At 61.9% G+C, this 25202-nt stretch carries 27 protein-coding genes; 12 read left to right on the top strand and 15 right to left on the bottom strand.

The genetic code is table 11. The features are described from left to right. Positions 1-72: 72 nt before the first annotated feature. From AC0IYS_RS10195 to AC0IYS_RS10185, 3 genes are read left to right on the top strand one after another with little or no spacing between them, the layout of a single operon-like run. A complete protein-coding gene (locus AC0IYS_RS10195) occupies positions 73-522 on the top strand; it encodes an outer membrane lipoprotein (RefSeq protein ID WP_471705030.1) in 450 nt (149 codons plus the stop codon). 59 nt (positions 523-581) lie between these two features. After that, positions 582-734 carry a DUF3309 domain-containing protein gene (locus AC0IYS_RS10190; RefSeq protein ID WP_315218932.1) on the top strand — a complete coding sequence of 51 codons (153 nt, stop codon included), beginning with the start codon at positions 582-584 and terminating at the stop codon, positions 732-734. A 16-nt stretch (positions 735-750) separates the two neighbouring features. Further along, positions 751-1086, top strand: a complete 336-nt coding sequence (locus AC0IYS_RS10185; protein ID WP_471705029.1) for a hypothetical protein — start codon at positions 751-753, stop codon at positions 1084-1086. Positions 1087-1125: 39 nt separating this feature from the next. Here AC0IYS_RS10185 and AC0IYS_RS10180 read toward each other — a convergent pair whose 3' ends face one another. From AC0IYS_RS10180 to AC0IYS_RS10150, 7 genes are all read right to left on the bottom strand, one after another. Continuing rightward, a complete protein-coding gene (locus AC0IYS_RS10180; protein WP_471708838.1) occupies positions 1126-2259 on the bottom strand; it encodes a patatin-like phospholipase family protein in 1134 nt (377 codons plus the stop codon). A 40-nt stretch (positions 2260-2299) separates the two neighbouring features. Continuing rightward, the gene (locus tag AC0IYS_RS10175) at positions 2300-2659 is read right to left on the bottom strand and encodes a hypothetical protein (RefSeq protein WP_471705028.1); all 360 of its coding nucleotides are present in this window, start codon (positions 2657-2659) and stop codon (positions 2300-2302) included. An 11-nt stretch (positions 2660-2670) separates the two neighbouring features. Beyond that, positions 2671-3057: a phage holin family protein gene (locus AC0IYS_RS10170; protein ID WP_463451830.1), complete on the bottom strand. Its 387-nt coding sequence runs from the start codon at positions 3055-3057 to the stop codon at positions 2671-2673. Positions 3058-3060: 3 nt separating this feature from the next. Further along, positions 3061-3363 (bottom strand): ElaB/YgaM/YqjD family protein, encoded by a 303-nt coding sequence (locus AC0IYS_RS10165; protein WP_090320330.1) that lies wholly within the window; start codon positions 3361-3363, stop codon positions 3061-3063. A 63-nt stretch (positions 3364-3426) separates the two neighbouring features. Beyond that, positions 3427-3963: a ferritin-like domain-containing protein gene (locus tag AC0IYS_RS10160; protein ID WP_315218925.1), complete on the bottom strand. Its 537-nt coding sequence runs from the start codon at positions 3961-3963 to the stop codon at positions 3427-3429. 102 nt (positions 3964-4065) lie between these two features. After that, positions 4066-4974 (bottom strand): OmpA family protein, encoded by a 909-nt coding sequence (locus AC0IYS_RS10155; protein ID WP_471705027.1) that lies wholly within the window; start codon positions 4972-4974, stop codon positions 4066-4068. Between the two features lie 19 nt (positions 4975-4993). Next, positions 4994-5383, bottom strand: coding sequence for a DUF4398 domain-containing protein (locus tag AC0IYS_RS10150; RefSeq protein WP_471705026.1), 390 nt, complete (start codon positions 5381-5383; stop codon positions 4994-4996). A gap of 192 nt (positions 5384-5575) precedes the next feature. Here AC0IYS_RS10150 and AC0IYS_RS10145 point away from each other — a divergent pair, with 192 nt between their 5' ends. From AC0IYS_RS10145 to AC0IYS_RS10135, 3 genes are all read left to right on the top strand, one after another. Further along, entirely contained in the window at positions 5576-7705 is a 2130-nt protein-coding gene (locus AC0IYS_RS10145) for an AsmA family protein (protein ID WP_471705025.1), read from the top strand. A 109-nt stretch (positions 7706-7814) separates the two neighbouring features. After that, the gene (locus AC0IYS_RS10140) at positions 7815-8036 is read left to right on the top strand and encodes a glycine zipper 2TM domain-containing protein (protein WP_090320315.1); all 222 of its coding nucleotides are present in this window, start codon (positions 7815-7817) and stop codon (positions 8034-8036) included. Between the two features lie 313 nt (positions 8037-8349). Further along, positions 8350-9213 carry a hypothetical protein gene (locus AC0IYS_RS10135; protein ID WP_471705024.1) on the top strand — a complete coding sequence of 288 codons (864 nt, stop codon included), beginning with the start codon at positions 8350-8352 and terminating at the stop codon, positions 9211-9213. A 40-nt stretch (positions 9214-9253) separates the two neighbouring features. Here AC0IYS_RS10135 and pelA read toward each other — a convergent pair whose 3' ends face one another. The 5 genes from pelA to AC0IYS_RS10110 form a co-directional block, all read right to left on the bottom strand. Next, positions 9254-10474 carry a pectate lyase gene (gene pelA / locus AC0IYS_RS10130; RefSeq protein WP_471705023.1) on the bottom strand — a complete coding sequence of 407 codons (1221 nt, stop codon included), beginning with the start codon at positions 10472-10474 and terminating at the stop codon, positions 9254-9256. Positions 10475-10647: 173 nt separating this feature from the next. Continuing rightward, positions 10648-11085, bottom strand: coding sequence for a hypothetical protein (locus AC0IYS_RS10125; protein WP_471705022.1), 438 nt, complete (start codon positions 11083-11085; stop codon positions 10648-10650). Then, a complete protein-coding gene (locus AC0IYS_RS10120) occupies positions 11082-11786 on the bottom strand; it encodes a hypothetical protein (RefSeq protein ID WP_471705021.1) in 705 nt (234 codons plus the stop codon). The genes AC0IYS_RS10125 and AC0IYS_RS10120 overlap by 4 nt, the downstream gene beginning before the upstream one ends. 12 nt (positions 11787-11798) lie before the next feature. Further along, on the bottom strand, positions 11799-14588 hold the full coding sequence (locus AC0IYS_RS10115) for a type VI secretion system Vgr family protein (RefSeq protein ID WP_471705020.1): 2790 nt from the start codon (positions 14586-14588) through the stop codon (positions 11799-11801). 184 nt (positions 14589-14772) lie between these two features. Continuing rightward, on the bottom strand, positions 14773-15522 hold the full coding sequence (locus AC0IYS_RS10110; RefSeq protein ID WP_471705019.1) for a Crp/Fnr family transcriptional regulator: 750 nt from the start codon (positions 15520-15522) through the stop codon (positions 14773-14775). Positions 15523-15657: 135 nt separating this feature from the next. Here AC0IYS_RS10110 and AC0IYS_RS10105 point away from each other — a divergent pair, with 135 nt between their 5' ends. From AC0IYS_RS10105 to AC0IYS_RS10095, 3 genes are all read left to right on the top strand, one after another. After that, positions 15658-16332, top strand: coding sequence for a glycine zipper 2TM domain-containing protein (locus tag AC0IYS_RS10105; protein ID WP_471705018.1), 675 nt, complete (start codon positions 15658-15660; stop codon positions 16330-16332). Between the two features lie 163 nt (positions 16333-16495). Further along, the gene (locus tag AC0IYS_RS10100) at positions 16496-16642 is read left to right on the top strand and encodes a lmo0937 family membrane protein (protein WP_019921959.1); all 147 of its coding nucleotides are present in this window, start codon (positions 16496-16498) and stop codon (positions 16640-16642) included. 93 nt (positions 16643-16735) lie between these two features. Continuing rightward, a complete protein-coding gene (locus AC0IYS_RS10095; protein ID WP_471705017.1) occupies positions 16736-17269 on the top strand; it encodes a DUF3617 domain-containing protein in 534 nt (177 codons plus the stop codon). Between the two features lie 6 nt (positions 17270-17275). Here AC0IYS_RS10095 and AC0IYS_RS10090 read toward each other — a convergent pair whose 3' ends face one another. Next, a complete protein-coding gene (locus AC0IYS_RS10090; RefSeq protein ID WP_471705016.1) occupies positions 17276-18112 on the bottom strand; it encodes a branched-chain amino acid aminotransferase in 837 nt (278 codons plus the stop codon). 78 nt (positions 18113-18190) lie between these two features. Continuing rightward, positions 18191-19276 carry a porin gene (locus tag AC0IYS_RS10085; protein ID WP_471705015.1) on the bottom strand — a complete coding sequence of 362 codons (1086 nt, stop codon included), beginning with the start codon at positions 19274-19276 and terminating at the stop codon, positions 18191-18193. Positions 19277-19416: 140 nt separating this feature from the next. Here AC0IYS_RS10085 and AC0IYS_RS10080 point away from each other — a divergent pair, with 140 nt between their 5' ends. The 3 genes from AC0IYS_RS10080 to cls all read left to right on the top strand — a co-directional run bounded on the left by AC0IYS_RS10080 (position 19417) and on the right by cls (position 24362). After that, positions 19417-20706, top strand: coding sequence for an acetyl-CoA hydrolase/transferase family protein (locus AC0IYS_RS10080; protein ID WP_471705014.1), 1290 nt, complete (start codon positions 19417-19419; stop codon positions 20704-20706). A gap of 111 nt (positions 20707-20817) precedes the next feature. After that, on the top strand, positions 20818-22968 hold the full coding sequence (locus tag AC0IYS_RS10075) for a site-specific recombinase (protein ID WP_471705013.1): 2151 nt from the start codon (positions 20818-20820) through the stop codon (positions 22966-22968). Further along, positions 22965-24362, top strand: coding sequence for a cardiolipin synthase (gene cls / locus AC0IYS_RS10070; protein WP_471705012.1), 1398 nt, complete (start codon positions 22965-22967; stop codon positions 24360-24362). Before AC0IYS_RS10075 ends, cls begins: the two co-directional genes overlap by 4 nt. Positions 24363-24378: 16 nt before the next feature. Here the strand turns inward: cls and AC0IYS_RS10065 are convergent, their stop codons facing one another. Further along, entirely contained in the window at positions 24379-25197 is an 819-nt protein-coding gene (locus AC0IYS_RS10065; protein ID WP_471705011.1) for a metallophosphoesterase family protein, read from the bottom strand. Positions 25198-25202 lie beyond the last annotated feature (5 nt).

Raw genomic sequence — 25202 nt, 5'->3', positions numbered from 1 at the left:
CCTTCGTGCGAAACCGCACAGACCCACTTTTGCCGTGTGACTATTCTGGAATCACATTTTCAGGAGAACAACATGAACCACACAAAAACCCTGGCAGCATTGATGATCGCCGGCACCGCCGTTTTAAGCGGTTGCGCCAGCACCAACAACGCGCCGCAACAAGTGTCGTACCAAAATCAGAATGAATCGGCCAGCTACGGCACGATCGAATCGATCCAGATGAAGCAAGCCAAGGAAGGCACCAGTGGCGCCGGCGCCGTCGCAGGCGGCCTGGTTGGCGCACTGCTGGGTAACCAGGTCGGTTCCGGCAGCGGCCGCGCTGCGGCCACCGTGGCCGGCGCGGTCGGCGGCGCCGTGGTCGGCAACACCGTCGAGGGCAACCGCAACGAAGCGAAACAGGAATATCAGATCAGCGTTCGCATGGACAACGGCGACTACCGCATGGTGAACCAGGACAGCGTGTACGACCTGCGCGTCGGCAACCGCGTGCGCCTGGTCGACGGCCGCGTGTACCGCTACTAATCCGATTGAACCGCCGTTAAACCGCATCCAAAAACAACTACCAAATTAAGGGGAACACCATGGGCACCATCATTCTGATTATTCTGGTCCTGGCGCTGATCGGCGCGCTGCCGACCTGGCCGCACAGCCGCAACTGGGGCTACGCACCGAGCGGTATCACCGGCTTGATCGTGCTGATCCTGCTGATCATGCTGCTGACGGGCCGCTTGTAAGCACAAGGAGGACATCATGACGCGTTTCCATCACATTGCATGCGGCCTGGCGCTGGCTTGCGCGGCGCTGACCGCGCAGGCGCAGGACAACACGCCGCCGCAGAACGTCCAGCTGCAACAGCAGGAAATCGCCAAGGGCGATCCGGCGCGATGGTACAAGGAAGACGCCACCAGCGCCGAGCAGACCCGCACCTTGCGCAAGGAAATCGGCGCCGCGCTGGCCGAATCCACCAACGCCTGCAAGAAAGGCCCGGCCAGCGAACGCGATGCCTGCGTCCGCGAAGCGCGCGAAACCTACAAGCGCGACATGCAGAAGGTGCCGCAGGTTCTCGCAGAGAACAAACGGCAGTAATCGTCGGGATGAAGTTGGTACAGAAAACCGCCTGAGCGATCAGGCGGCTTTTTCACGTGCGCCGGCCGGCTTGGCGGCGGGCAGCGGCGGCAGTTCGTGCACGACCAGCGGCGTGTCTTCGGACACAAAGGTCAGCCACCCTGCGGCCTCGACGGCACGCAGCCCGTCCTGGTAGCCCTGGTCCCAGCGCCACTCGGTCGAGCCCTTGGAAAAATTGATGTCCTTGGCCGCCATATTCCAGTCCCGGCCCGCGTATTCGAGGCGCACCACGTGCAGGGTGGTGCCGCAGCCGAGCTCGGCCAGATCCTGCTCGCCCTGCTCCGTCTGCGCATGCTCCGGCAACGCGGCGTACAGGCCGCGCAGCTTTTGCTGCAGCTTGTGGCGGGCGACATAATCGTCCAGATGGCGCTTGGAACGCGAAGCGAAGGTGACATCCTTCTGCCGCGTCTGCACCTCGTCCAGGGTGGTGGGTTCGCGGCCGTCGGCGCTCCACAGGTCGACCATGAAGCACAGGGTATCGACCGGCTGGGCGTCGTCCAGCACGGTCTCGAGCGGGGTGTTGGAGTACAGGCCGCCATCCCAATACAGCTCGCCATCGATGCGCACCGCCGGAAAGCCGGGCGGCAAGGCGCCGCTGGCGCGGATGTGGTCGGCGTTGATGTCGAGGTCGCGGTTGTCGAAGCTGCGCAGCGTGCCGCAAGTGACCTTGAGCGCGTTGACGGTCAGGCGCATGCCTTCGGGACCGTTGAGGTAATCGAAATCGATGAGGGAATTCAGGGTCTCGCCCAACTCGGCGGTATCGTAGAAGCTGGCTTCCTCGGGCGCGACGGCCATGCCGGCGGCAAACGGGCTGAACAGCCGTGGCTTGAAAAAGCCCGGCACGCCGCGCAGCAAGGTATCCCAGGTTTGCAGAAAAATATTGGAGCGCCGCTGGGCATCGGCCACGCGGCGCATGTCGAAGGAGTCGCGGTGGGAAATGCCTTCCCAAAACTGGCGCAAGCGCGCCAGCCGGGTTTCGTGCGGGTTGCCGGCCAAAATGGCGGCGTTGATGGCACCGATCGAGGTGCCGACGATCCAGTCGGGCGCCAGGCCATGCTCGTGCAGTGCCTGGAACACGCCGGCCTGGTAGGCGCCCAACGCCCCGCCCCCTTGCAGCACCAGCACAATGCGCATGCCCGCAGGGTTGAGTTTGTTGGACGACGAACTCAAGACACTAGTCCGTGATGCGCTTGCGGCGCATCAGCCAGGCGGCGCCCAGCCCCAGCACCGCTACCACGCCAAGCGCCGGTTTGACCAGCTTCTTGCGGGCGATGAAGGACCCCACCGTCAGCGCGTACGGCATCAGCGCCTTGTAGTTAAAGCCGCTCATGCCACCCGGCTGCAGCAGGCCGCCGAGACGGGCTTGCGCCAGTCCGACGGCGTGGTCGACCGCGCCATGAAACAGCGCATCCGGATGCAACGCGTTGGCCACCAGCGCCTTCGAGTGCACAACCTTGATGCGATACAGCTCGCCTTCACGGATCAAGCGCTGTTTGTCAGCGTCGAATAACTTGCTTTCCGCGTCTTTCGTCATATGCGCTCCTCTTACAACAGCATGTCGCGGTCGGATTTCAGTTCAGCCATGGTTGCGGGCATGCCCAGCTTGCCGCTGCGGATCAAACCGCGCGCGTACACCATGAGGCCGATAGCGAGCAGCAGGAAGACGCCGGTCATAATGGGCAGGATCGTCCAGCCCAGCGCATCCCACGCCAGATAAGCAATCGTGACAGTGGCGTAGGCGAGTGCGAAGCACCCCGCCACCACCGCCAGCGCGAAAGCCAGCACCAGATGCATCAGGTGATTGCGCACCTGAGACAGTTCCAGCGCGGCCAGCTCCAGCCGCGTCAGCAGCAGGCCGATGCTGTTGCGGGCGATATTGCCCAGCGACGCGATCAGGCCTGGCGGACGTGTCAACTCGTCAGCTTGCGCCATGGATTACTTGCGGCCGATGATGACACCGATCAGCAGGCCCACGGCTGCCGCGCCGGCGATCGAACGCCATGGGTTTTCCTTGACGTAGACGTCGGCTTGCTTGGCAGCTTCCTTGCTGGCTGCCAGGGCGCTGATTTGCGCGTCGTGGGCTTTGGCCAGGGCGGTGTCCAGCGCGCGCATGCCGCGGCCGCGCAGTTCTTCAGCCTTCTCACCGGTCAGGGCGGTGGCGGCGGTAAACAATGCTTGCGCATCTTTGACCAGAGTTTTCACGTCGTTATTCACGGTAGAGATATTTTGTTCCAGCATGATGGAGCTCCTATTATGGTTGTGAGGTGTGAAAACTTTACAGCAAAATCAAAATGTTAGTCGTTATTCAAGCAAATCGCGCATATCATCGGCGTGTTCTTCTTCCACGGCCATGATGCTGATCAAAAGATGACGCGTTGTCGGATCGGTATCGCCGATCTGTTCGATCATCTGGCGGTACGATTCGATGGCCACGCGCTCGGCGATCAGGTTCGAGCGGATCATCGCTTGCACGTCTTCCGAAGCATCATACTCGGCATGGCTACGGTCGAGCAATGTTGCCGGATTGAAATCAGGTTGGCCGTTCAGCTGAACGATACGCTCGGCCAGCGAGTCGGCATGCTCCTGCTCTTGCTGGGCGTGCTCGAGGAACTCGGCCTTGATCGGACCGTTCTGCAAACCGCTGACCGTGTAGTAGTGACGCTTGTAACGCAGCACGCAGACCAGTTCGGTCGCCAGCGCCTCGTTGAGCATCTTGATGACGGCGGTGCGGTCACCCTTGTAGCCGGCGGTTACCGGGCCGTCCTCCAGATTGCGGGCGGCGGCGCGGATGGCTTCTCTATCGATGCCTGCCGGTTGGGTGGGGTTTGATTCAGCCATGATATTTTCCTTAAAATAAAGTACAGAAAGTCTTGCTAGCGGAGCCCTTCAGGCGTCACGCCGGAAATATCCGGCGTGACGCCCGAGGCTCCGGTTCCGCCATTAACGGCGGTTGGCGATCGGCGCGCCGTTTTGCGACAGCACGATTTCAACGCGACGGTTCAGCTGGCGGCTGCCGGCATCGGAGTTGCTGGCGACCGGGAACGCTTCGCCGTAGCCACGGGTGGACACCTTGTCGGCTTTCACGCCCAGGCCGATCAGCGCGTTACGCACCGATTCGGCACGGCGCTGCGACAGTTGCATGTTGTGCGCCGACGAACCGGTGGAGTCGGTAAACCCTTCGATCAAAACGGCGCTCTGTGGTTCCTGCAACAGCACATCGGCCATCTTTTGCGCGGTGCGCATGCCTTCAGCGCTGAGCTCGGCCTTGTCGACATTGAACAGCACGTCGCTCAGGGTGATCACCAGGCCGCGGTCGGTTTGCTTGGCTTGCAGGTCGGCCAGCTGCTGTTGCAGCGCGGCGCTCTTCGATTGCTCTTCGCGGGCGCTGGCGGTGGCCGCCTCGGCCTGGCGGCGGGCGGCGTCGGCGTCGGCCTTGGCTTGCTCGGCGCTCATCTTGGCCTTGTCGGCTTCCTGGGTGCGCTGCTGCAGGCGGATCTCGTCGCGCTGGCGGCCGGCGTTGGCTACATCGGACTCGGCTTGCTTGGATTTCGCCACTTCCTGGGCGACGGCGATCTTCTGCTTGGCCAGATAAGCCAGCTTGTCGATCGCTTCGACGCTTTCCTTCTTGTCGGCGGCGGCGTTGGCGCGGTCCAGCGCGTCGGCGGCGGCCTTGAACTCGACCGGGGCGTTGGCCGCGACCGACGGATTGCTTTGCGCGGCCGAGAAGTCGCCACGGGTCTGGTCGAGCAGGCTGGTGGTGGTCGGCGCGGAGCTGCAAGCTGCCAGCATGATCGACATCGCCAGCACGGTAGGCATGACGCTCAGTTTTTTCAGGTTCAGTTGTTTCATGATGATTCCCTCGTCTCTATTATTGGGTGGTGGTGCTATTGCGGTTCAACTCTTCACGCAGCACGCGAATGCTTTGTTGCAGCTCGTCGGCGGCGGCGGTGGCCTTGGTCGAGTTAGCCTTGCTCTGCGCCAGCTGGGCGTCGGCCTGGGCCTGCGCCGCCAGATCCTGGGCGGCCTTGTAATCCTTGTTGGCCAGCGCCTGGTTGGCGCGCGCCATCTTTTCGCGTGCCGATTGCATTTCGGCCGGCGCCAGCTCGGCGGCGCCGGCGGAGGTGGCGTTGGCCACGGCGGCGCGCGAGACGGCGACGTCGGCGGTGGCAGGGGTTTTGTTGCTAGCGCAAGCGGTCAGACCGAGCAGCACTGCGGCGCCGCAAATCATGGTCAATCTTTGGTGTAAGGTCGTCGTCATTATTGTTCTCCTTGAAAGTTTGTGTGGACAGGTAACGTTATAGGCTGTTGCCTGCGGTGCTTCAGTACGCTGCCGCACATTGAACAAGGGGAGCCGCCCGGGCCGCCACACAGGGTGCGCCAGCGCACAACCGGGCCCGCCTGCGTTGCTTAGGGTGTGTAAAATGCCATTACCAATAAGAAAGGCCAACCGATGACCCCGCAGGACCAGAACCGCAGCGCCCCCGCCCCCGCCCCCGCCACTTCCGGCCCACGCCGCCTCCCGAGCCGAACCCGGATTGCCATTGCCGTCGCCGGCGTGCTGGTGGCCGTTCCCGTGATCGCGGCCATCGTGCTGGCGACCTACGACTGGAACAAGGCGCGGCCCTGGCTCAACGACAAGATCAGCGAATCGATCGACCGCCCGTTCGAGATTCGCGGCGACCTGTCGCTGACCTGGCAACAGCAGGGACTGTCGGGCGCGGACCGCACCTGGCGCGACTACCTGCCGCTGCCGCATCTGGTCGCCAAGGACGTCCACGTCGGCAATCCGGCCGGCATGCGGGCGCCGGCCGAAATGGCCAGCGTCGGCCAGTTCGCCTTCGGCGTCGAGCTGCTGCCGCTGCTGCAACACAAGATCGCCATCCCGGTGCTGCGCTTCGACAATCCCAGCGTGCTGCTGCAGCGCGACGCCGATGGCAAGAACAACTGGACCTTCAAGCAGGCCGACAAGCCGTCGCCGTGGAAGCTCGACCTGCAGCGCGTGGTCTTCTCCAAAGGCGCGGTGCACTATATCGACGCCATGACGCATGTGGACGCCACCGCAGCGGTCGACACCATCAACGCCGATCGGACCTACGGCGTGTCGTGGAAGCTGAGCGGCAAGTGGAATAATCAAACCATCACCGGCAGCGGCAAGTCGGGCGCGGTGCTGTCGTTGCAGCAGCAGACGATACCCTTCCCGCTGGCCGCCAGCCTGGACGTGGGCGGCACCCGCATCGCCGTCGAGGGCACCCTGACCAAGCCGACCGCGCTGACCGCGCTCGACATGCGCCTGAAGATTTCCGGCCCCAGCATGGCGCGCCTGTACGGCATCACCGGCGTGCTGCTGCCGGAGACGCCCGCCTTCGCCACCGAGGGGCATCTGACCGGCAACATCGGCGCCAACGCCAGCCACTGGATTTACGACAAATTCACCGGCCGCGTCGGCAACAGCGATATCCACGGCAAGCTCGACTACCGGTCCGGCCAGCCGCGTCCGGTGTTGACGGGCGCCGTGGAATCGACGCTGCTGCAGTTCTCCGACCTTGGGCCGCTGGTCGGCGCCGACTCCAACGCCAGCAAGCAGGCGCGCGGCGTCGATGCCGTCCAGCCGGGCAACCGGGTGCTGCCGGTGGAGACCTTCAAGACCGAACGCTGGACCGCGCTCGACGCCGACGTCAGCTTCAAGGCCCAGCGCATCACGCGCGACGGCGGCCTGCCGATCCACAACCTCGACACCCTGATCCACATGAAGGATGGCGTACTGTCGCTGACGCCGATGAACTTCGACATCGCCGGCGGCCGCTTCACCTCCAACATCATGCTCGACGGCAGCGGCAAGATCAATCCGAACGCCATCCGCGCCGAGCTCAAGGCCGGCGCGCGCAAGCTGCAGCTCAAGCAGCTGTTCCCCACCATCGACGGCATGCAGGCCACCGTGGGCCAGGTCAATGCGGACATATCGCTGTCGGCCACGGGCAACTCGGTGGCGGGCCTGCTGGGTTCGTCGAACGGCGAGCTCAAAGGCGTGATCAACGAGGGCAGCGTCAGCAAGCTGCTGCTGGAGGAAATGGGACTCAACCTCGGCAACGTCGTGCTGACCAAGCTGATCGGCGACAAGCAGGTCAAGCTCAACTGCATGGTGACCGACTTCAGCGTCACCAACGGCTTGATGCGCTCGCGCCTGTTCGTGGTCGACACGTCCGACGCCAAGATCGATGTCGCCGGCACCGTCAATCTCGAAAACGAAAAGCTGGACCTGACCTTGCGGCCGGACGCCAAGGGCGTGCGCGTGATTTCGCTGCGGGCGCCGATTTATGTGCGCGGCACCTTCAAGGACCCGGACGTCAGCATCGACAAGGGCGTGCTGGCGATGCGCGCCGGCGGTGCGCTGGCGCTGGCGGTGGTGGCGCCGATCGCGGCGATCCTGCCGCTGGTCAACGCCGGGCCGGGCGAGACGACCGGCTGCGAAGCCTTGCTGGCCCAGGGCGGCGGCAAGCCGGTGGCGCCGCCGCCGGGCCAGACCTTGCGGGAAAAGCCGGGCAAGAACGCGCAAAACGTCAAGCCGCAACCTAAAGGGTAACAAGGTGTTTCAATGTGCGCTGTCGTACGGAAATTGGTGACGCAGAGACGTACTCTGTAGTCATTGGAGCGGGCCAGACGCCGCGCCTTAACAGCGTAAGGAGAAGATCATGAACATCAAACGTATCGCATCGACCGCGGCAATTCTGGCCGCCACCCTGGGCCTGAGCGCTTGCGCCGGCATGTCTTCGCAAGATAAAAGCACGGCTGTGGGCGCCGGCGTCGGCGCGGTTGCCGGCTCGGTGCTGACCGGCGGCAGCGCGGTGGGCACGGTCGGCGGCGCGGCTGTCGGCGGCGTGATCGGTAACCAGGTCAACAAGCCACCGCGTTAATCGCCGGCCTTCATACGCCGCAAATAAACCGCCCCGTTCAAGCCGCAGACCGGCTTGAACGGGGCGGTTTTGCATTCGCGCCGGATTAATCCAATGAAGCAAAGGTTCTTACTAGACAGCCTTACAAGATGCCATAAGGAAATTATGTTAAGATAGTTGTTTTCTTTTAATTAAATTTTCAACAATGCGCCTGCACTCATCTTTATTTTTGCTTTGCTTTTCAGCTTTAACGGCGTGCGGCGGCGGCGGCGGCGGTAGCAACACCGCCGCATCGACGCCTCAACCACCTGCCCCAACCGTACAATCCGGTAACATGATCTTCATCGGAGACAGGGGCAACCAGAAAATGGCTGCCATCGATACGCTGACGCCTGCGCCTGGCGCCTTGGCCGCGAAGGTATTTTCCACCAACGAAGCGTCCTGGTTCGATGCTGCGTTCGATAGCACTCGCAATGAACTTTATGTTGCTGCGTTCGACTACATCACCGTGTACGCCAATGCGAGCAAACTGGACGGGAATATTACCGCCTCCCGCACCATCACCCCGGCAATCAGTGGCTACAATAGTCTCAAGCGCGTGTTCCTGGACAAGGCCAATGACCGCCTCTACGTCGGCTTCAAAGCACCGTTCAGTGGCGGCCTGGCCGTGTTTGAGCAGGCCAGCAAGCTCAACGGAACGGTGGCGCCTTCGCGCATTATTTCGGGCAACATATCCATAGACCGTTGGGCCCTGGATTTGAAGCGCAACCTGCTGTACACCAGCGCGACCGACACCGCCGTGGCGGACGTGTACGTCTACGAGCACATCGACACCTTTAAGGGCGAGGCAACGATCGCTCGCCGCATCAGCGTGCCAAAGGTCGTAGAAAGGCTGTCCATCGACAGTAGCCGTGATCGGCTTTATATGGTCGCGGGCACGGGCGGCGCCATGATACTGGACGGTGCAAGCAAGGCGACCGGGACCTCTGCTGTCACCACGCTCTCGCTACCGACCTCAAGCTACGCCAGCGCGGTGACAATCGATGCCGCAAATGACCGCTTGTACCTGGGCTTCGGCCAGCAAGCCTTCGTACTCAGTGACGCAAGCAAACTGACCAACAGCAGCGGCGCGGCACAAGCGGTGGCCATCATGGGTCCGCCCAACACCACCATCTCCTATTTCGCCGTGGGCCAATAGAGGGCGTCGGCGCGGACGCCGGTTCGGTGCTGGCGCCGGATTAGTATCCGACGGTGCTGGTGTAGGCGAACAGACTGGTGCCGTAGCTGCCGCCCCACTCGTAACCGTAGCGGCGCTCGGCCTCGACATTCATGATGTCGTATTGCTTGCCGGTGCCGGGAGGGTTATCGGTCGGCAAGCGGCCGCTAAAGAAACCGGTGTCGGCGTTCAGATCGTAGAAGCGATACCACGTGGTCGACCCGGCCTTCGTGATGAACGGCGAGGTGTTGGTCGCTTTGGAATTGGTCTTCTCATACGCCGTGTTCACCAGCTTGACCTGGCTGCTGTTGTACCAGGCGATCGCCGCTTTGGCCGACGCCGCAACGGCTGCCGATTGCGGGCGTGTCATCAGGAACGCCACGATCTGCGCGGACTCCTTGCCGCTCTTCGACGGCAACTCGTACGACCGTGCGCCGCGCGGCGCAAAATTGACGGGATCGTGCTGCGCGCACCAGACCGTCTTGACGCCGTTCTGCACGATCTGCGCGTTGAGGATGTAACCCACCGCCAGATTGAGGGCGTTTGTCATTCGGGTGCGCTGCGCCGAGGTGAAGAAGTCACCGGTGAACGGTGCTTTTTGCTTCACCGCGTGGTCCAGCAACACCAGCGCGCGCACCATGGCGTTGTCGTTGAAGGTGACGTAGTTGGAATACGAAGTGCCGGTGCGCGCCGGATAGACCTGCGGCAGGCCGCCGGACGAATACTGCATGTTCAAGATGAAGTCCATCGCCTTGCGGGCGCTATCGCGGTACGCGACTGTGCCGCTGCGCGCGTACACATCGCCCAGGAACATGATTTCCGTGACGGTGCCGTCATTGTCGATGGTGCCCAGTTCGACGCCATTGGCGCCGAACCATTCGGAGCGCGAAGCAGAGCCGTTCCACGGGGCGTTGTACCAGGCCGGCAACTTGTAGAAGCCGCCATGCGGCATCTGCCATGACACGATGTTGGTGGCCTTGGTCTTGTCGGCCGCCAGCGCGGCGTCACTGTTGCTGTTAGTGCTCAGCCAGCTTTTATAGCGCTCGATCTCTTTGTAGGCCGGGTTGCCTGCCTGGTTCAGTATGGGGTCGGCGGCGGCAGCGGCTGCGCTGATACTCACCTCCGCCGCGGTGCTGATGGAACTGGCGCCGGCGGACGCCGTGTCGGCGGAACCGCCGCCGCCGCAACCTGCGAGCGCAGCGCCGGCGACCAGAAGTGATGCAAAATGTTTGTGAATAGCCATGTGTGTCATCTCCCTTAGAGTTATTGTCAAAGACTTGGTACTGCGAGTCGATGCTAACTGTAATGAATCTTATTTACATGACCAAATACATACACTTGCGGAATAGTCAACATGTTGACTAATTACAATCCGGAAAGAAGACTGCACAGAGCAAGACGCAGGGCGCTACAGTTTTAATCTGTCCAATCACGTAGTATTTGGACCAAATCTTGTTTTGTGGCGCGCTTGGCCTTCAAAATATTAGTAAGCTCCTCTTTGCTGACAGGGTATTCCGTCAGCAGCTTGGGCAAGTCATCGCTGTCTACTGTGCGCAACCAAATAGGATCAATGCCGCTCCCATCGGTAGGTGCCGACTTGAACTCACCTTTAAAATGGAAATAGACGTGGTAGGTGCTATGCCCCTCAGCCCAGCTCTTATCGTAGTAAAGTACCGTTCCTGTCGGCAGAAGCGAGTAGCTGTTTTGTTTTTCACCCTCGATGAGAAGCGGCTCCTCCAGACGAACTGCTTTTTTATCACTCATATGAATAACTCCTTTTTCTGAAAGAAAAAATCCGAAAACTGCGGCAACGATTGCAACACAAAAAAACTGAATCGGAGACGGAATTTTCATTGCATGCCTTTGCCATAGATTGCCATTTTCTTTGGAATATACCGTTTTTCTTTTTCCAACATAACCTGTACATCAGCGGGCATAAATATCTTAGACGGCCAAAATCCGAAGTTCGTTCCACGCGCAGCAACCTTCTCCAAATCGCCCATCCCTCTTCCAGCATTATATGCTGAGCCGTTCGCGTCAATGCTTGGCAGAGCAAGGCGGGCTCCCGAAAGCGTCATAGTCGCACAATTATTGGTTATTCCATGATAATCCTTGGCGAGCTTGTACTCTTCGGAATTGGGATGCTTCGCCCGACGCTTGGTGCCATCAGAAACCAATAATGAGAAGTGAGAAAAAACCTTTTCAGCCTGTGCTTCATTAATAATATAAGAAAAGCCCTTGGTCGCGCGGCCATACGCGTTCTCCCCAGCGATGTATGAGTTAAAACTGGTCCAGACTCGAAGAATTCCCTCACCCTCCGCGCTAAATTCCCCGCCCGTGGCACCATAGCGGCCAAAATCATAAATTTTCTCTTGTTTCGAGGTAGTCACTCGTAACGCCATGTGCCCGTAGGTATGCATTCCGTCAGCCGCTTTGTACGGACCGCCGACAAGAATTTCGATTGAAGGCGATATCAGCTGAATAGTCGTTAGTTTTTCAGCTGATACCTTGATGCCTTCTTTTAGCCTTTCAGGGGTTTGCTCTGTTTTAGGCATATTGTCTCCAAATCAGGCCAATACTTCGCTAATTTGTCCCACATCTGGGAATTCCAACTTACAGTGTCCGGGCACGATCGATTCGATCCGTGCCAGGCCTCCAGCATCAAGAGAGCCTTCGTGAATATTGCCGTCTGCATCTGTAAGTCGATATTTCTCACCACTTAGCGGAGTTGAGCCATCGGCCAAACCGATCTCGATCCAAGTTTTCTCAGTGAGCAATTTCGAAAGCTCCGGAAAGTCGTGATGAAGATTCGATGAAGCGGCCTTGGGTCCGAAAGACTGATGAACACTCGCGTGCATCTCGTTTTTCCCATTCGTTTGACCCCGTATCCCCTGCCCATCTATTACGATTTCACTGCCGCCGCCGCTAATGCGGACGCCTTGCTTCGCTCGTATGTTTATCCAGTCACTTGTACTGATGATCTCTAGTACACTTTTAGCTAAAAGCTCCATTCCTTCGCGCTGCGCCTGTATCTGCACTTTTCCTGCAACGGAGATGAGCTTTGCGCCGCCTTCGTTCGCGAATAGACTTATCCCATTCGCCGCGCGAAGCGAGGTCATACCTGAACTTCCGATACGGGCGTGAGCGCCGCTCAAAATATCCACTCCCTTCAACCCTTCTACCAGCAAAGCTTGGCCACTACCGACAAAAGCTCCATCTGGGCCGAAAATGGCAACAACTTGGGCGGCCTGCTTTTCCAGATGCGCTAGTTTGCGTATTAGTTCCGAGGCATTAGGGCCATCTGCTGCGTCCTGGGAGTGAGTTGCCGCGAGCTTCGCGAGTTGATCCGCGATCTTTTGCAGGTTTTGGGCCAAGCTGATCATCTCATTGCGATCTAGATGCTGCCCGTCGTGTGAAGACGCCTCTGCGGTAACAAGTACGCCCCCAGCACCGCGAACAGCAATGCCCATATCGCTGCGTAACTCTGCCCCCTCGCCGCGCGCGTCACCAAACCCCATGGTTTTCGGTTGAGTGAGAAAACCTAAATTGAGCTGGCTGGCCCCGTGCTCACTAGATAACTGCGCGCTGATCTCGCCATGTGTATCATCAAATCGCAACTGATTAGCCCGCGCGCCTTTAACTTCTCGGCTCTTAATTCCCGAAAGGTGGCGGTTACCAGGCAAGTCCCCCCTATCGCTCAACGCCGGCGGCTGCGCCTGTTGGTTGTAAAGCTGCCCCACAATTACCGGCTTGTCCGGATCTGCACCCAGGAAGTTGACCAGCACCTCCGTCCCCACGCGCGGTAGGCCGATGGTTCCGCACTGATCCACGCTACCCGGCCCGTTCCCCGCCCAATTCGACGCCACGCGCACCCAGGCCGAGTCGCTATCGTCATTCGACGCCCCCGATCCATCCGCATGCTTGTGATCCGCCGCACGCGTGCCCGGAAAGCGAATCTTCACCCTCCCCATCTGATCGCAGTACACCTCCTCGCCCTTCGGCCCGACGACGATCGCGCTTTGCATCAGCGCCTGTGGCAGGTCGGTGCGCGCGTCGTACGCCGGCACGATCTTCACGCCGCGCCGCACCGCCGTGAACTGGACGTGCATGCGCAGCGCGCCCGACGCCATCCTGTCCGCGACCTCCTTTTGCGTCTGCGGCTCCTGCGCGCCCTGCGTCCAGCGGCTGCGTGAGAACAGGCGTTCCACGCGTTCGGCCAGCGCCTTGGGCAGGTTGTTCTGCGCGTTCACCTGCAAGGCCGTGACGACGAAGTCGCGTTCCTCGCGCGGGTGCTGGTCCACCTCCGGATGCCCGGTCAAGGTGAAGTACTCGCCTGCGCACAGATCGCGCACGCTGCCTTCGCCGTGGAAGCACTTAGATTCGAAATCGTGGCGCGTCATGTGCAGCCTCCCGAGGCGGCACAAGTCGTCGACGTCGTCGCCCGCGTGCGGCATCATCACCTGGTAGTCATCCAGGCTGGCGGCCAGCTCGTTGCCGCTGACGCCCTGATCGACGCCGCTGCTGGTCTGCGCCATCATGTAGTCCGATCCTTGCGGGTGGCGGTAGTCCCAGCTATGCCGCGTCACCACGCCCGGTTGCAGGGTGCGCACCGCGCCCCAGGAGGTGATCGTGTCGCGCTGCTCGGTGCCGGCGTCGCGGTGGTAGCGGATGGTGCCGGCGACGTTCTGGCGCAGGCTGTCGGCGCTGTTGAACAGCACCAGCGTGTGCGTCGGCACTTGGCCATTGGCCTCGGCGCGCACGTACCAGCCGATGCCGCTGCGCTTGAGCAGGCGCCGGATGAACGCGGCGTCCGATTCGTTGTGCTGCATGGTGAATTCGCGCTTGGGGTATTGCTGGAGATGGAAAGCCTCGTCTACTTCGTCATTGAAGCAGACACCGAGCGTGGAGCTTTTTTGCCGCCATTCCTGGAGAATCTGCCGCACGATCTCCACTTCATCCATCTGGCGGAACACGCGCGTGTTGATGCGCTTTTCCAGGATCACCAGGGCGTCCCGCAGCACCAGCTGGTAGCTGGCCAGGCCGCCGTCGCTGTCGCCGGAGCTCGCTTCGGTGACGATGCCGCAGACGCTGCGCAAATCCCCCTGGTCGGTGACGAATTGCAGCGCGGCCGGCACGGCGATCAGCTGCTTCAATGGCAGCGTGGCGTTGGACGAGACGCACAGCACCCGGTAGTCGATGCCGCCGCACAGCGTCTCGGTGCCGAACACGCGCTGCGGCAGCAGCATGTCGTCGTTGACGCCACCCGGCAGATCGAGCTTGAGCCGGATCGGCCGGTTGAAGGTGACCAGCTCCTTGGGCATGCTCATGAAGCTGAAAAAATCTTTATCGCGTTCCACGGTTGCTCCTCAACATCCATCGCAGACCGCGCGGCACCGATGCCTCTTAGCAACGGTAGGGCCGCGCGGCATGTCGATCATGGCATGCCGTGGAGATGATATTTTGAGCTATAGCAAGGTCAACATAACTTGCTAGATGGAGTACTTGAGGAAATCGCTTTACCGAATGCCTTGTCCCGTATCGCTACAAGAAAACGTTGCCCATGCCGATGGCGCCGTCGTCCTTGACCAGCTCGTAGCAGCGGCACGATACCGCTTCCAGCCCGGCCGAATCGAGGATCTCGATATTGCCCCGGCTGTAGGAAATCAGTTTCTGGTTTTGCAGCGCACTGGCGGCCTTGGTCACGCCGACGCGGCGCACGCCTAGCGCATGCGCCAGGAACTCGTGCGTGAGATGGAATTTTTCCGATTGCAACCGGTCGCGGGTGATCAGCAGCGACCGCGCCAGACGCGCCTCCAGCACATGGAAGCGGCTGCACACGGCGATCTGGATCGCCTGCGCCAGCAAGGTGTCCGTGTAGCGGTACAGCAACCGCTGCAACGCCTCCATGCGCGTGAACTCCGCGGCGAACTCGGCCGCATCGATGCGGGTGGCGCGGCCGGCGCGCTGCACCACCGCGCGCACTTGCGCCATTTCGTGACCAAGCACCACCGAGGCGCCGATCATGCCTTCGCGGCCGACGGCGCCCACTTCAAGCGTCATGCGGCCCTCGGCCACGGCAAGCAGCGAGATCAGACTGTCGATGGGAAAATAGATATAACGGATGCTCTGGCCGGGTTCGTATAACACGTCGCCGACTTCGACTCTGACGGGTTCGCTGAGCCTGGCGAGCTGGCCTTGTTCTTCCTCTGGCAAGCTCGACAGTAAGCGATTGACCGCCGGTCGTGGCTGGCTCCTGTCTTCTTCGGATAGGTGTGAGAGATGGGTATGCATGAATTGAGCGTAAGGGTAATCATTTACCATGTATGTACGCTGACGCACGGAAGCTAAACATGTCCTATAGGAAAATTCCGCGCGTACGATCACTGCATGCGAACACGCGCACCAACACGAAAAAAGGACACCATCATGACTACTCCGAACACCCCGACCAAACAGACTTTGCACCCGCTGATGATCATCGCCGCCGTCGCGGTGGTGCTGTTCTGCGGTGTCGGCACCGCCGCCATCATGGGCTGGCTGCCGACCTCGAACGCCAACGGCAGCGTGCCCGGCGCGGCGCCGATGCCGGGCCAGTTGTCATCGGTGCCACCGGCGGAGCAGCAGCCCGCCCCGGCCTATAACAACGGCGCCAACAACGGCAACAGTCTCGCGGCCAACAACAATGCCGGGCGCAATGCCGACAACAACGCCTCGGGCCGCGACCAGGACCGCGCGCCGGAACCGGAAGTCAAACAAGCGGCAGTGTGCAAGAGCTGCGGCGTGGTCGAGTCGGTACGCTCGATCGAACACCGCCCGCAAGGTAGCGGCGTCGGCGCGGCGGGCGGAGCCATCCTTGGCGGCCTGCTGGGCAACCAGGTCGGCGGCGGCCATGGCCGCCAACTGGCGACGGTCGCGGGTGCCGTGGGCGGCGCGGTGGCCGGCAACCAGGTCGAAACCCATATGAAGACCACGCACACCTGGCGCATCGTGGTTCGCATGGACAACGGCACCACCCGCACCTTCAACCAGTCGGCGCAGCCGGCCTGGGGCTCGGGTGACGCCGTTCGTGTGGTAAACGGACAGTTGCGCTCGGCCAATTGATACCGACAGTAAAATTATGCGGCGGAAATCGCTGTTACGTACGGCACCGTACAGAAGCTTAAGCTGGTTTTAAAGATAATAGATTCCAAGATACGAACAAACAGTTCGACATCGCATTCGATGCCCACAGTGGACGTCGCAATAACAACCTTAGGAGAGAATCATGCTCTATACCATCGCTGTAGTTCTGCTTATCCTGTGGCTGCTGGGCCTGGTCACTTCGTACACCATTGGCGGCTTCATCCACGTACTGCTGGTCGTTGCGATCATTATGGTGCTGCTGCGCCTGATTAGTGGACGCGGCGTGTAGCACACCGCGACCTGATCGAAGCGGCGCCCCACCCTCGCGGTGGTGCGCCGTTTTTTCGTTTATGCTGTGCGCTGGCTTTTCCATGGAGTGACTATGAAACGTTTTTTGATCGCGCTGGCCATGCTGCCCATGGCTGCGGCGCAGGCGCAAACCATCAAGCCAGGCTTGTGGGAACTGAATAACACGGTCAAGACCGGCGATATACAAACCGACGCCGCCATCCAGATGGCGATGCAGCAGTTGGCCAACATGCCGCCGGCGCAACGCGCGCAGATGGAAGCGATGCTGGCGCAGAACGGCGTGTCGGTGCCCAAGGTGGGCGGCGACGGCAGCATGACGGTGACCGCGTGCGTGACGCCGGAGATGGCGGCCAAGAAAGAACTGCCGCTGAACCAGAAGGGGAATTGCACCTCGAAGACGGTGCCGGCGGCGGGCGGGCTGGACGTGTCGTTCAGCTGCACCAATCCGACCTCCAGCGGCCAGGGCCAGATCCGCTTCAGCGACGACAGCCATTACACGATGATTATGGATGTCAACACCGAGGCGACCGGCGCGCCGCAGAAGGTCAAGGTCAATTCAGCCGGACGCTGGGTGGGCGCCAGCTGCCCGGCCAAGCCGAAGGGCTAAAAGTGCTTAGTGAGTGTCTGAGAACGCCATGTAGCGCTCGCGCGCCAGGGTGGCGATAGGACCAACCGCCAGATCGCGTGTTTCATAGCGGATGCACGGCATGACCTTGCCGTAGTTGCCGGTGTTGAAGATCTCGACCGCGCTCTCCAATTCCTCCGGCGCCACCGCCCGCTGCTCGACCATGATGCCCTCCTCCGCCAGCAGCGCGATCACGCGCGCACGGGTGATGCCGGACAAGAAAGTGCCGTTGGCGGCCGGCGTCACCACCTTGGCGTCCGGCGTAACGAAGAACAGGTTGGCCGACGCGAACTCGGCCACCTTGCCGGTGCTGTCGCAGACGACGGCGTTGTCGAAGCCGCGCTTTTGCGCTTCGCGGATGGCCTTGGCGGTGTTGACGTACAGCGAAGACGCCTTGGCGTCGGTCGGCGCCATCAAGGCGTCCGGACGCAGCTGCGCCGACAGGCAGGCGGAAAAACCGGTAAAGGCCGGCATCGGCGCGTCGAACAGGGTCAGCGCGAACGCGCTCTTCTCGGGAATGGGCACCAGGAAACCGTCGGTGCCGAACACCAGCGGGCGGACGTAAAGCTCGGCGTCGGCCGGGAACTTCGCCACGCCTTCGCGCACCAATTTTTCCATTTCATCGACGCTCAACGGGCAAGCCAGCCCCACCCGCTCCGCCGAGGTGATGACGCGCTGCAAGTGCAGCCGCAAGTCCGGCAGATGGCCGCGTATGGCGCGCGCGCCATCGAATACGGACGAGCCAAGCCATACGCTGTGGTCCATCGCGCCAAACAGTGGAGTGTTGCCCTCGGCCCATTCGCCGTTGAAGTAAGTCAGATGCATGCTTGTTCCGAATTCAGAAAAACAAGCAATTTATCACGTTTGGGCAGGCAACCTTAAATGCAGCATGGAACGGGCCGCTCAGAACGCATGGCGCATGCCGACGTTGAAGGCCTTGTCGCCGCGCCCCTGGCTGGTGGCGTTGCCGACGGTATAGGCGCCGCCGTTGCGGTTTTTGATGCGGGCCAGCGAGGCGTAGAAATCGGTGCGCTTGGACAGCGCGTAGCTGGCGCCGATGGCGATCTGGTCGGCGTCGCGGTCGAGCATGGTGCGGTCGTCCTTGCGGATGAACGAGGCCAGCAGAGTGGTCGCGCCCATCGGCACGGCAACACCGAACAGCGCGTCGCGGCTCTTGTCGGTAGGCAAGGTCTGGGCGACCGCGCCGTAAGGATTGGACATGTCCCAGTGCGAGCTGCCCTCGCCACGGCTCTGGCCGTATGCGGCGTAGCCGACGAAGCGGCCGAAGTCGATATTGGCGGCCACCAGGGTGTTGCGCGCCGACTGGTCGACCGCCGGCGTGGTGCCGGTGGCGTCGAGCAGGTTGTCCTTGCGCTGGTGCGTGATGCCGATCTTGATCGGTCCCTTGTCGTAGCCCAGGCTGCCGCCGTATGCGCGGTTGACCTTGCTGTTGAACGGCGATTCGCCAAAGCTGTACTGGACTGCGCCGATCAGGCCGCTGCGGGCGCGTTTGGTCTTGTACTTGACGGTGTTGTCATAGCGTTTGGTGGTGTAACCCACCAGGTTGGACGCCGCACCCGCCATGCCGCCATGGAAGGGGTCGGCCACATCGGTCAAGGTCTCGTAGACCAGATTGTATTGACGACCCATGGTCACCAGTCCCATCGGCCCGTCGATGCCGACATAGGCCTGGCGGTTGAACAGCTTGCCGTTTTGTTCCGACGCGCCGGTATCGTTCAGCACGCCGGCTTCGAGGGTATACACGGCCGAGGTGCCGCCGCCAAGCTGCTCGCGGCCACGTACGCCGAGCCGGGAGCCGGAAGCGATGCCGCTGTCGACCTTGGTACGGGCGCAATCGGTCTTGCAACCCTGTTCCACGACAACACCAGCGTCCAGCAACCCGTAGACCTCGGCGGAGGACGACTCTTGCGCTCCCGCGGCCAGCGGCGCGATCAGGGACAGCGCGGTAACGAGAAGGTTCGGTTTCATGATGAGCAGGGAACTTGAGTGAATTGTTAAGTTCATCATAGGTCGCCCTTCGCCACCGCTCTGTGCGGCTCAACACGTTTACGTCAAATTCTTCGCGACTTGGTTTATAGTGGGATTTCATTATGTGAAAGGCAGACGCCATGCATGTTGAATACGCCAGCAAACGTTGCTCCCCCGATCAGGCCCTGGAACTGCTGAGGAATGGCGACACCGTCATCGTGCCGACCGGCGCCGGCGAGCCTCCCTCGCTGCTGCACGCGCTGTCGGCCAGGCGCACCAGCTTCCAGGACATCAGGGTGGCGCAGATCCTAGCCATGCGTAAATATGCCTATTTCGACTGCGACACGGTCAACCATGTGCGCCACGTCGCGCTGTTCTTCGGCGGCGCCTCGCGCTCGGCGGGACAAGCCGGCTGGGCAGATTTCATCCCCGCCTACTTTTCCGAGCTCCCCGGCCTGATCCAGCGCGACCTGATCCCGGCCGACGTGGTCTTTTCGATGGCCTCGCCGATGGACGAGCACGGCAACTTCGCGCTCAGCCTGGCGGCCGACTACACGATGGCGGCGGTCCGCAAGGCCCGCGTGGTGGTGCTGGAGGTCAATCCGAACGTGCCGGTGGCAAATGGCGAATGCATCGTGCACCTGTCGCAAGTGACGGCCATCGTCGAAAGCGACGAGCCGGTGATCGAGGTCGGCCTGCCGGCCATCGGCGCCGTGCAGGAGGCCATCGGGAGACACGTGGCCGCCATGATCGAGGACGGCTCGACCCTGCAGATCGGCTATGGCGGCATTCCGGACGCGGTGGTCCAGCAGCTGACCTCCAAGCGCGACCTCGGCGTGCACACCGAGATGATCGGCGACGGCATCCTCAAGCTGGTCGAATCCGGCGCGGTCAACAACAGCCGCAAGACCTTCATGCCGGGCAAGATGGTGGCGACTTTCGCGCTGGGCTCGCGCAAGCTGTACGACTTCATGCACCAGAACCCGATGCTGGAGATGCATCCGGTCAGCTTCACCAACGATCCCTACCTGGCCGGCCAGAACGACAAACTGGTGGCCATCAACGCCAGCCTGCAGGTCGATCTGCTGGGGCAATGCGGCTCGGAGAGCCTGGCCCACCTGCCCTATTCCGGCACCGGCGGCCAGGTCGACTTCGTGCGCGCGGCCAACCGCTCGAACGGCGGCAAGGCCTTCATCGTGCTGCCGTCGACCGCCAGGGAAGGCGCGATCTCGCGCATCGTGCCGACGCTCACGCCCGGCACCCATGTCACCACGGGCAAGAACGACGTCAACTACGTGGTCACCGAATACGGCGTGGCACAGTTGCGCGGCAAATCGGCACACCAGCGGGCCGAGGCGCTGATCGCCATCGCCCATCCGGACTTCCGCGCGGAGCTGCGCGACGCGGCCAAACGAATCTTGCTATGCTGAGCAGGGGAATTTCCTGACAGATAGAAATATGTACGGCAGCGTACATACTGGGTAATGCTGACTGGATATACTGCGTTTTTTAGTCAAAACTGCGGTCATTCCGCCCTGTGCATGCTCGAAATATTACAACGTATAGACGCGGAAAGCACGGACATCGGCCTCATGGTCGAGCTGTTCGATACACTGCGTCCCCAGCGCCCCAACGATGGCGTCCGCGCCACCGCCAACGTGCGCACGCTCGCCCAATTGTTGAAAGGCAGTCCCGCGCACGCGCTCGCGTTGCGCGGCTACGCCTGCAGTCTGCTGTCCAGCCGTCGCCACTCCAGCCTGTACACCGAGATCGGCGTACTGTCGAACGATGGCTTTTTCACCGAACTCAAACGCCGCATCGCCTTCCGCATCCTGCCGCCGGCGCTGGGCAACGAGTACCTGAGCGAAGCGCTCGACCAGGTGATCTACAAGCGCACCGACCGCCTCTGGATCAGCGCCGTGCCGGCCGCCGACTGGCTGGCGTTGGTCGATGTGATCTGCAATCCGCCCGACCGGCGCGAAGCCAGCCGTGGCGACGCCACTACCCGTTGCACCCCCAACCTGATGCTGCCGGGCCTGCTCGAAGCGATACGCACGCTGTCCTACCGCATCTGCGCGATCGGCCTGGAACCGAAGCTGACCAATTTCCACACCGAGATGGAGACCTACGAATCGCCCTTCATGGGCCAGAATTTCGAGGTCAACGCCTATCTGGACAACTACCAGCGCAACCTGGCCGGCGAGGACGTCGAGGTCGAGGACGCGCGCCACCTGCTGGTGATGCTGGACCAGTGCGACGTGGTGGTCGGCAAGATCCGCAAGAAGGCGCTGCACCAGGGCACCAGCATCGCGCTGACCTACCTGCTGGTGGCGCTCACGCAAAGCATCGCCCGGCTGCGCAAGCTGCTGTTCCTGGTTGACGTCAGCGGCGAACTGAAGGCCGAAGCCATCGCGCCGGCCGCGCTGCTGATCGCACCGGCCGAGCTGCAAGCGCAACATCCGCAACCGGTCGGCCAGCAAGGTCCGCCGAGTCCGCGCCGCGCGGCCGCCGTCGGCCTGGCGCTGGAACTGGTCGATGCCCACAACAACAAATACGCCGTCAGCGATCTGCTGCGCGACAATATCGACCTGTTGGCGCGCAACGTCACCGAGAACGCCAGCCACACCGGCGAGCACTATGTGGCCGACCACCGCAAGGAACTCGGCGGCATGTTCCTGTCGTCGGCCGGCGCCGGCGTCGTCATCGGCTTCATGGCGCTGTTCAAGATCCTGATGTCCTACCTGCGCGCCGCGCCGCTGGTCGAGACCTTCTTGTTCAGCATGAACTATTCGCTCGGCTTCATGTTCATCCACGTGCTGCACTTCACGGTCGCCACCAAGCAGCCGGCGATGACGGCCTCGCGCATTGCCGCCGGCCTGCACAGCCGGGACGGCCGCAACATCGATATCGAAAGCATGGCCGAGCTATGCAACAAGGTCATCCGCACGCAGAACATGGCGGTACTGGGCAACCTGGCCACCGCGATCCCGACCGCCTGGCTGATCGCCATGGCCTGGCCCTACCTGACCGGCCACCATCTGGTCGCGCCCGGAAAAGCCATGCACCTGCTGGCCGACATCGATCCCTTCGGCGGTCCGGCGCTGGTGTACGCGGCCATCGCCGGCGTCTGCCTGTTCGTGGCCGGCCTGATCTCGGGCTACTACGACAACAAGGCGCTCTACACGCGCTGGGCGCAGCGCATCGCGCAATTGCGCGGCCTGCGCTGGCTGCTGGGCAAGGAACGCCTGGACCGCTTCGGCGTCTACATGGAAAACAACCTCGGCGGCCTGATGGGGAATTTCTTCTTCGGCATCCTGCTCGGCGTCATGCCGCTGCTGGGCTTCCTGCTCGGCATGCCGCTGGACATCCGCCACGTGACGTTCTCGTCGGCCAACTTCGCCACCGCCATGGTCGGGCTCGACTACAACGTCAGCTGGCAGCTGGTGGTCACCTCGGTGGCCGGTTTCGTGCTGATCGGCACGGTGAATCTGCTGGTCAGCTTTGGACTGGCGTTGTGGGTGGCGCTGCGCTCGCGCCAGGTACGTTTCAAGCACGGCTGGCAGCTGATGAAGGTGCTGGGCCGCAGGTTTATACAAGGGCCGATCGCGTTCTTTTTCGGCTCGTCAGCAGAAGAGGCGGCGCCGCTGGCGTTGTCCGATGAATCGAAATCACCCCTAAAGGCAAACCGATGAAATCCTCAAGCATGCGTATCTGGCTTCCCATGTTCCTGATGTGCTGGGGCTTGCTGGGCGCATGCGCCTCGCTGCCCGATGTCGCCGCCATGGGCGACAAACTCGAACCGGCGGCGGCCACGCCCACCGTCAAGGGCAAGAACGGCGACCTCGGCACGGCGCGCACCAAGGCGCTGCTGGCCAAGCGCTGGCCCAAGGGCTCGCTCGACCTGAAGCAGCAGGCGGTGCTGGAGGAAGCGGCCACCGGCGTGCCGCTGATCGACGGCAACAAGGTCACTCTGCTGTTCGACGGCCCGCAAACGATGGGCGAAATGCTCAAGGCCATCAACGGCGCGAAGAACAACATCAACCTGGAAACCTACATCTTCGACCAGGACGAACTCGGCATGCAGTTCGCCGACGCGCTGATCGCCAAGCGTCAATCGGGCGTGGTGGTCAACATCCTGTACGACAGCGTCGGCACCATCGGCGTGCCGGCCGAGTTCTTCGACCGCATGCGCAAGGCCGGCGTCAACCTGCTCGAATACAACCCCGTCAATCCGGCCAAGGTCAAGGGCGACGACTGGAAAGTAAACAACCGCGACCACCGCAAGGTCTTGATCGTCGACGGCAAGACCGCCTTCACCGGCGGCATCAACATCAGCGCCGACTACTCCAAGGGCTCGCTGTTCCGCTCCAGCGCCAAGCAGACCAAGCAGAAGGAAGACGTCGGCTGGCGCGACACCCACATCAAGCTCGAAGGGCCGGCGGTGCACGCGTTCCAGTGGTTGTTCGTGCGCCAGTGGGCCACGCAGGACCGCACCGACCTGCCCGAGGCGGAGTACTTCCCGCAACAGGTGATCGCCGGCGACAAGGTGGTGCGCGTGCTCGCGAGCGACCCGGGCGGACAGTTTGAAATCTTCAAGGCTTACAGCCTGGCGATCCAGGAAGCGAAGAAGAGCATCCACCTGACGTCGGCATATTTCGTACCGGACCGCCAGACGATCGACGCGCTGATCGCCGCCGCCAAGCGCGGCGTGGACGTCAAGATCGTGTTGCCGGGGGTATCGGACAGCGGACTGGTATTCCACGCCAGCCACGCGCTGTATGACGAGTTGCTATCGAACGGCATCAAGATCTACCACCTCAAGCTGGCCGTACTGCACGCCAAGACCGCCGTCATCGACGGCACCTGGTCGACGGTGGGCTCGACCAACATCGACACGCGCAGCTTCCTGCACAACAGCGAGCTCAATGTGGTGGTGCTGGGCGCCGCGTTCGGCAACGAAATGGAAAAGGCGTTCCAGGAAGACATGCGCGACTCGAAGCAGATCACGCTGGCGGACTGGCGCAACCGGCCGCTGACGGACCGCATGAAGGAATGGGCCGCCCGCATGATGAACTACTGGCTATAAACTCCCCGGATTGGTATCAAGCCTTTGCGGCCAGGTGCCACGCTTCGCCGATGCGCTGGAAGCACTCGGTCATCACGCGCTCGAAGCTGCCGGTGCCGTCGACCCAACTATAGCGGTCCACCTCGATCCGCTCCGCATCCACACGGATCACATTGAACGAATTCGATTCCCCGCGGCCGCGCGTGGACGTGGCCGTGCCGGCCTGCACCACCAGCGCGGCGTATCCGCTGAGCTTGTAGCGCTTTTCGCTGTTGCCCGCGTGGCTCGCATGCAAATGCCCCGCCAGCAGCAGATCCACACCGCATTCGGAAAACGCCCGCATCGCCATCGGTGCGCGGTCGACCAGGTCGTCCTTGTCGAACGTCTCGGGCAAATCGAACGGATGGTGCGTGACGATGATGCGCGTAAGGTTGGGATTGACCGCACTCATGCGCTGGCGCATCTGCGCCACCTGCTCATCGTTGATACGCCCGTCCTTGAACGTCAACGAGCGCGCGGTATTGATGCCGAGGATGGCGATCTCGTCGTCGATATACTCCGGCGCCAGATCCAGGGTCACGTAGCGCGTGTACTTGCGCAGCGGCGTGAGGAACCGCGTGGCGACGTTGTACAAGGGGATGTCGTGATTGCCCGGCACCACGATCTGCGGCCCCGGCAAGGTGTCGAGGAAGGCGCGCGCGGCCTTGAACTCCTCGGTCTTGGCGCGCTGCGTCAGGTCGCCGGAGACGACCACCACATCGGGCGCCAGCCTGGCGGTCAGTTCCTGCAGCGGCGCCAGCAAGGCGTGGTCGACCCTGCCAAAATGCAGGTCCGATAAATGGACGATGGTTCGCATGCTTC

The sequence above is a fragment of the Duganella sp. AC237 genome, from assembly GCF_979254035.1.
The sequence above is the reverse complement of the archived record's forward strand: the minus strand, read 5'-3'. Positions and strand labels throughout refer to the sequence as shown.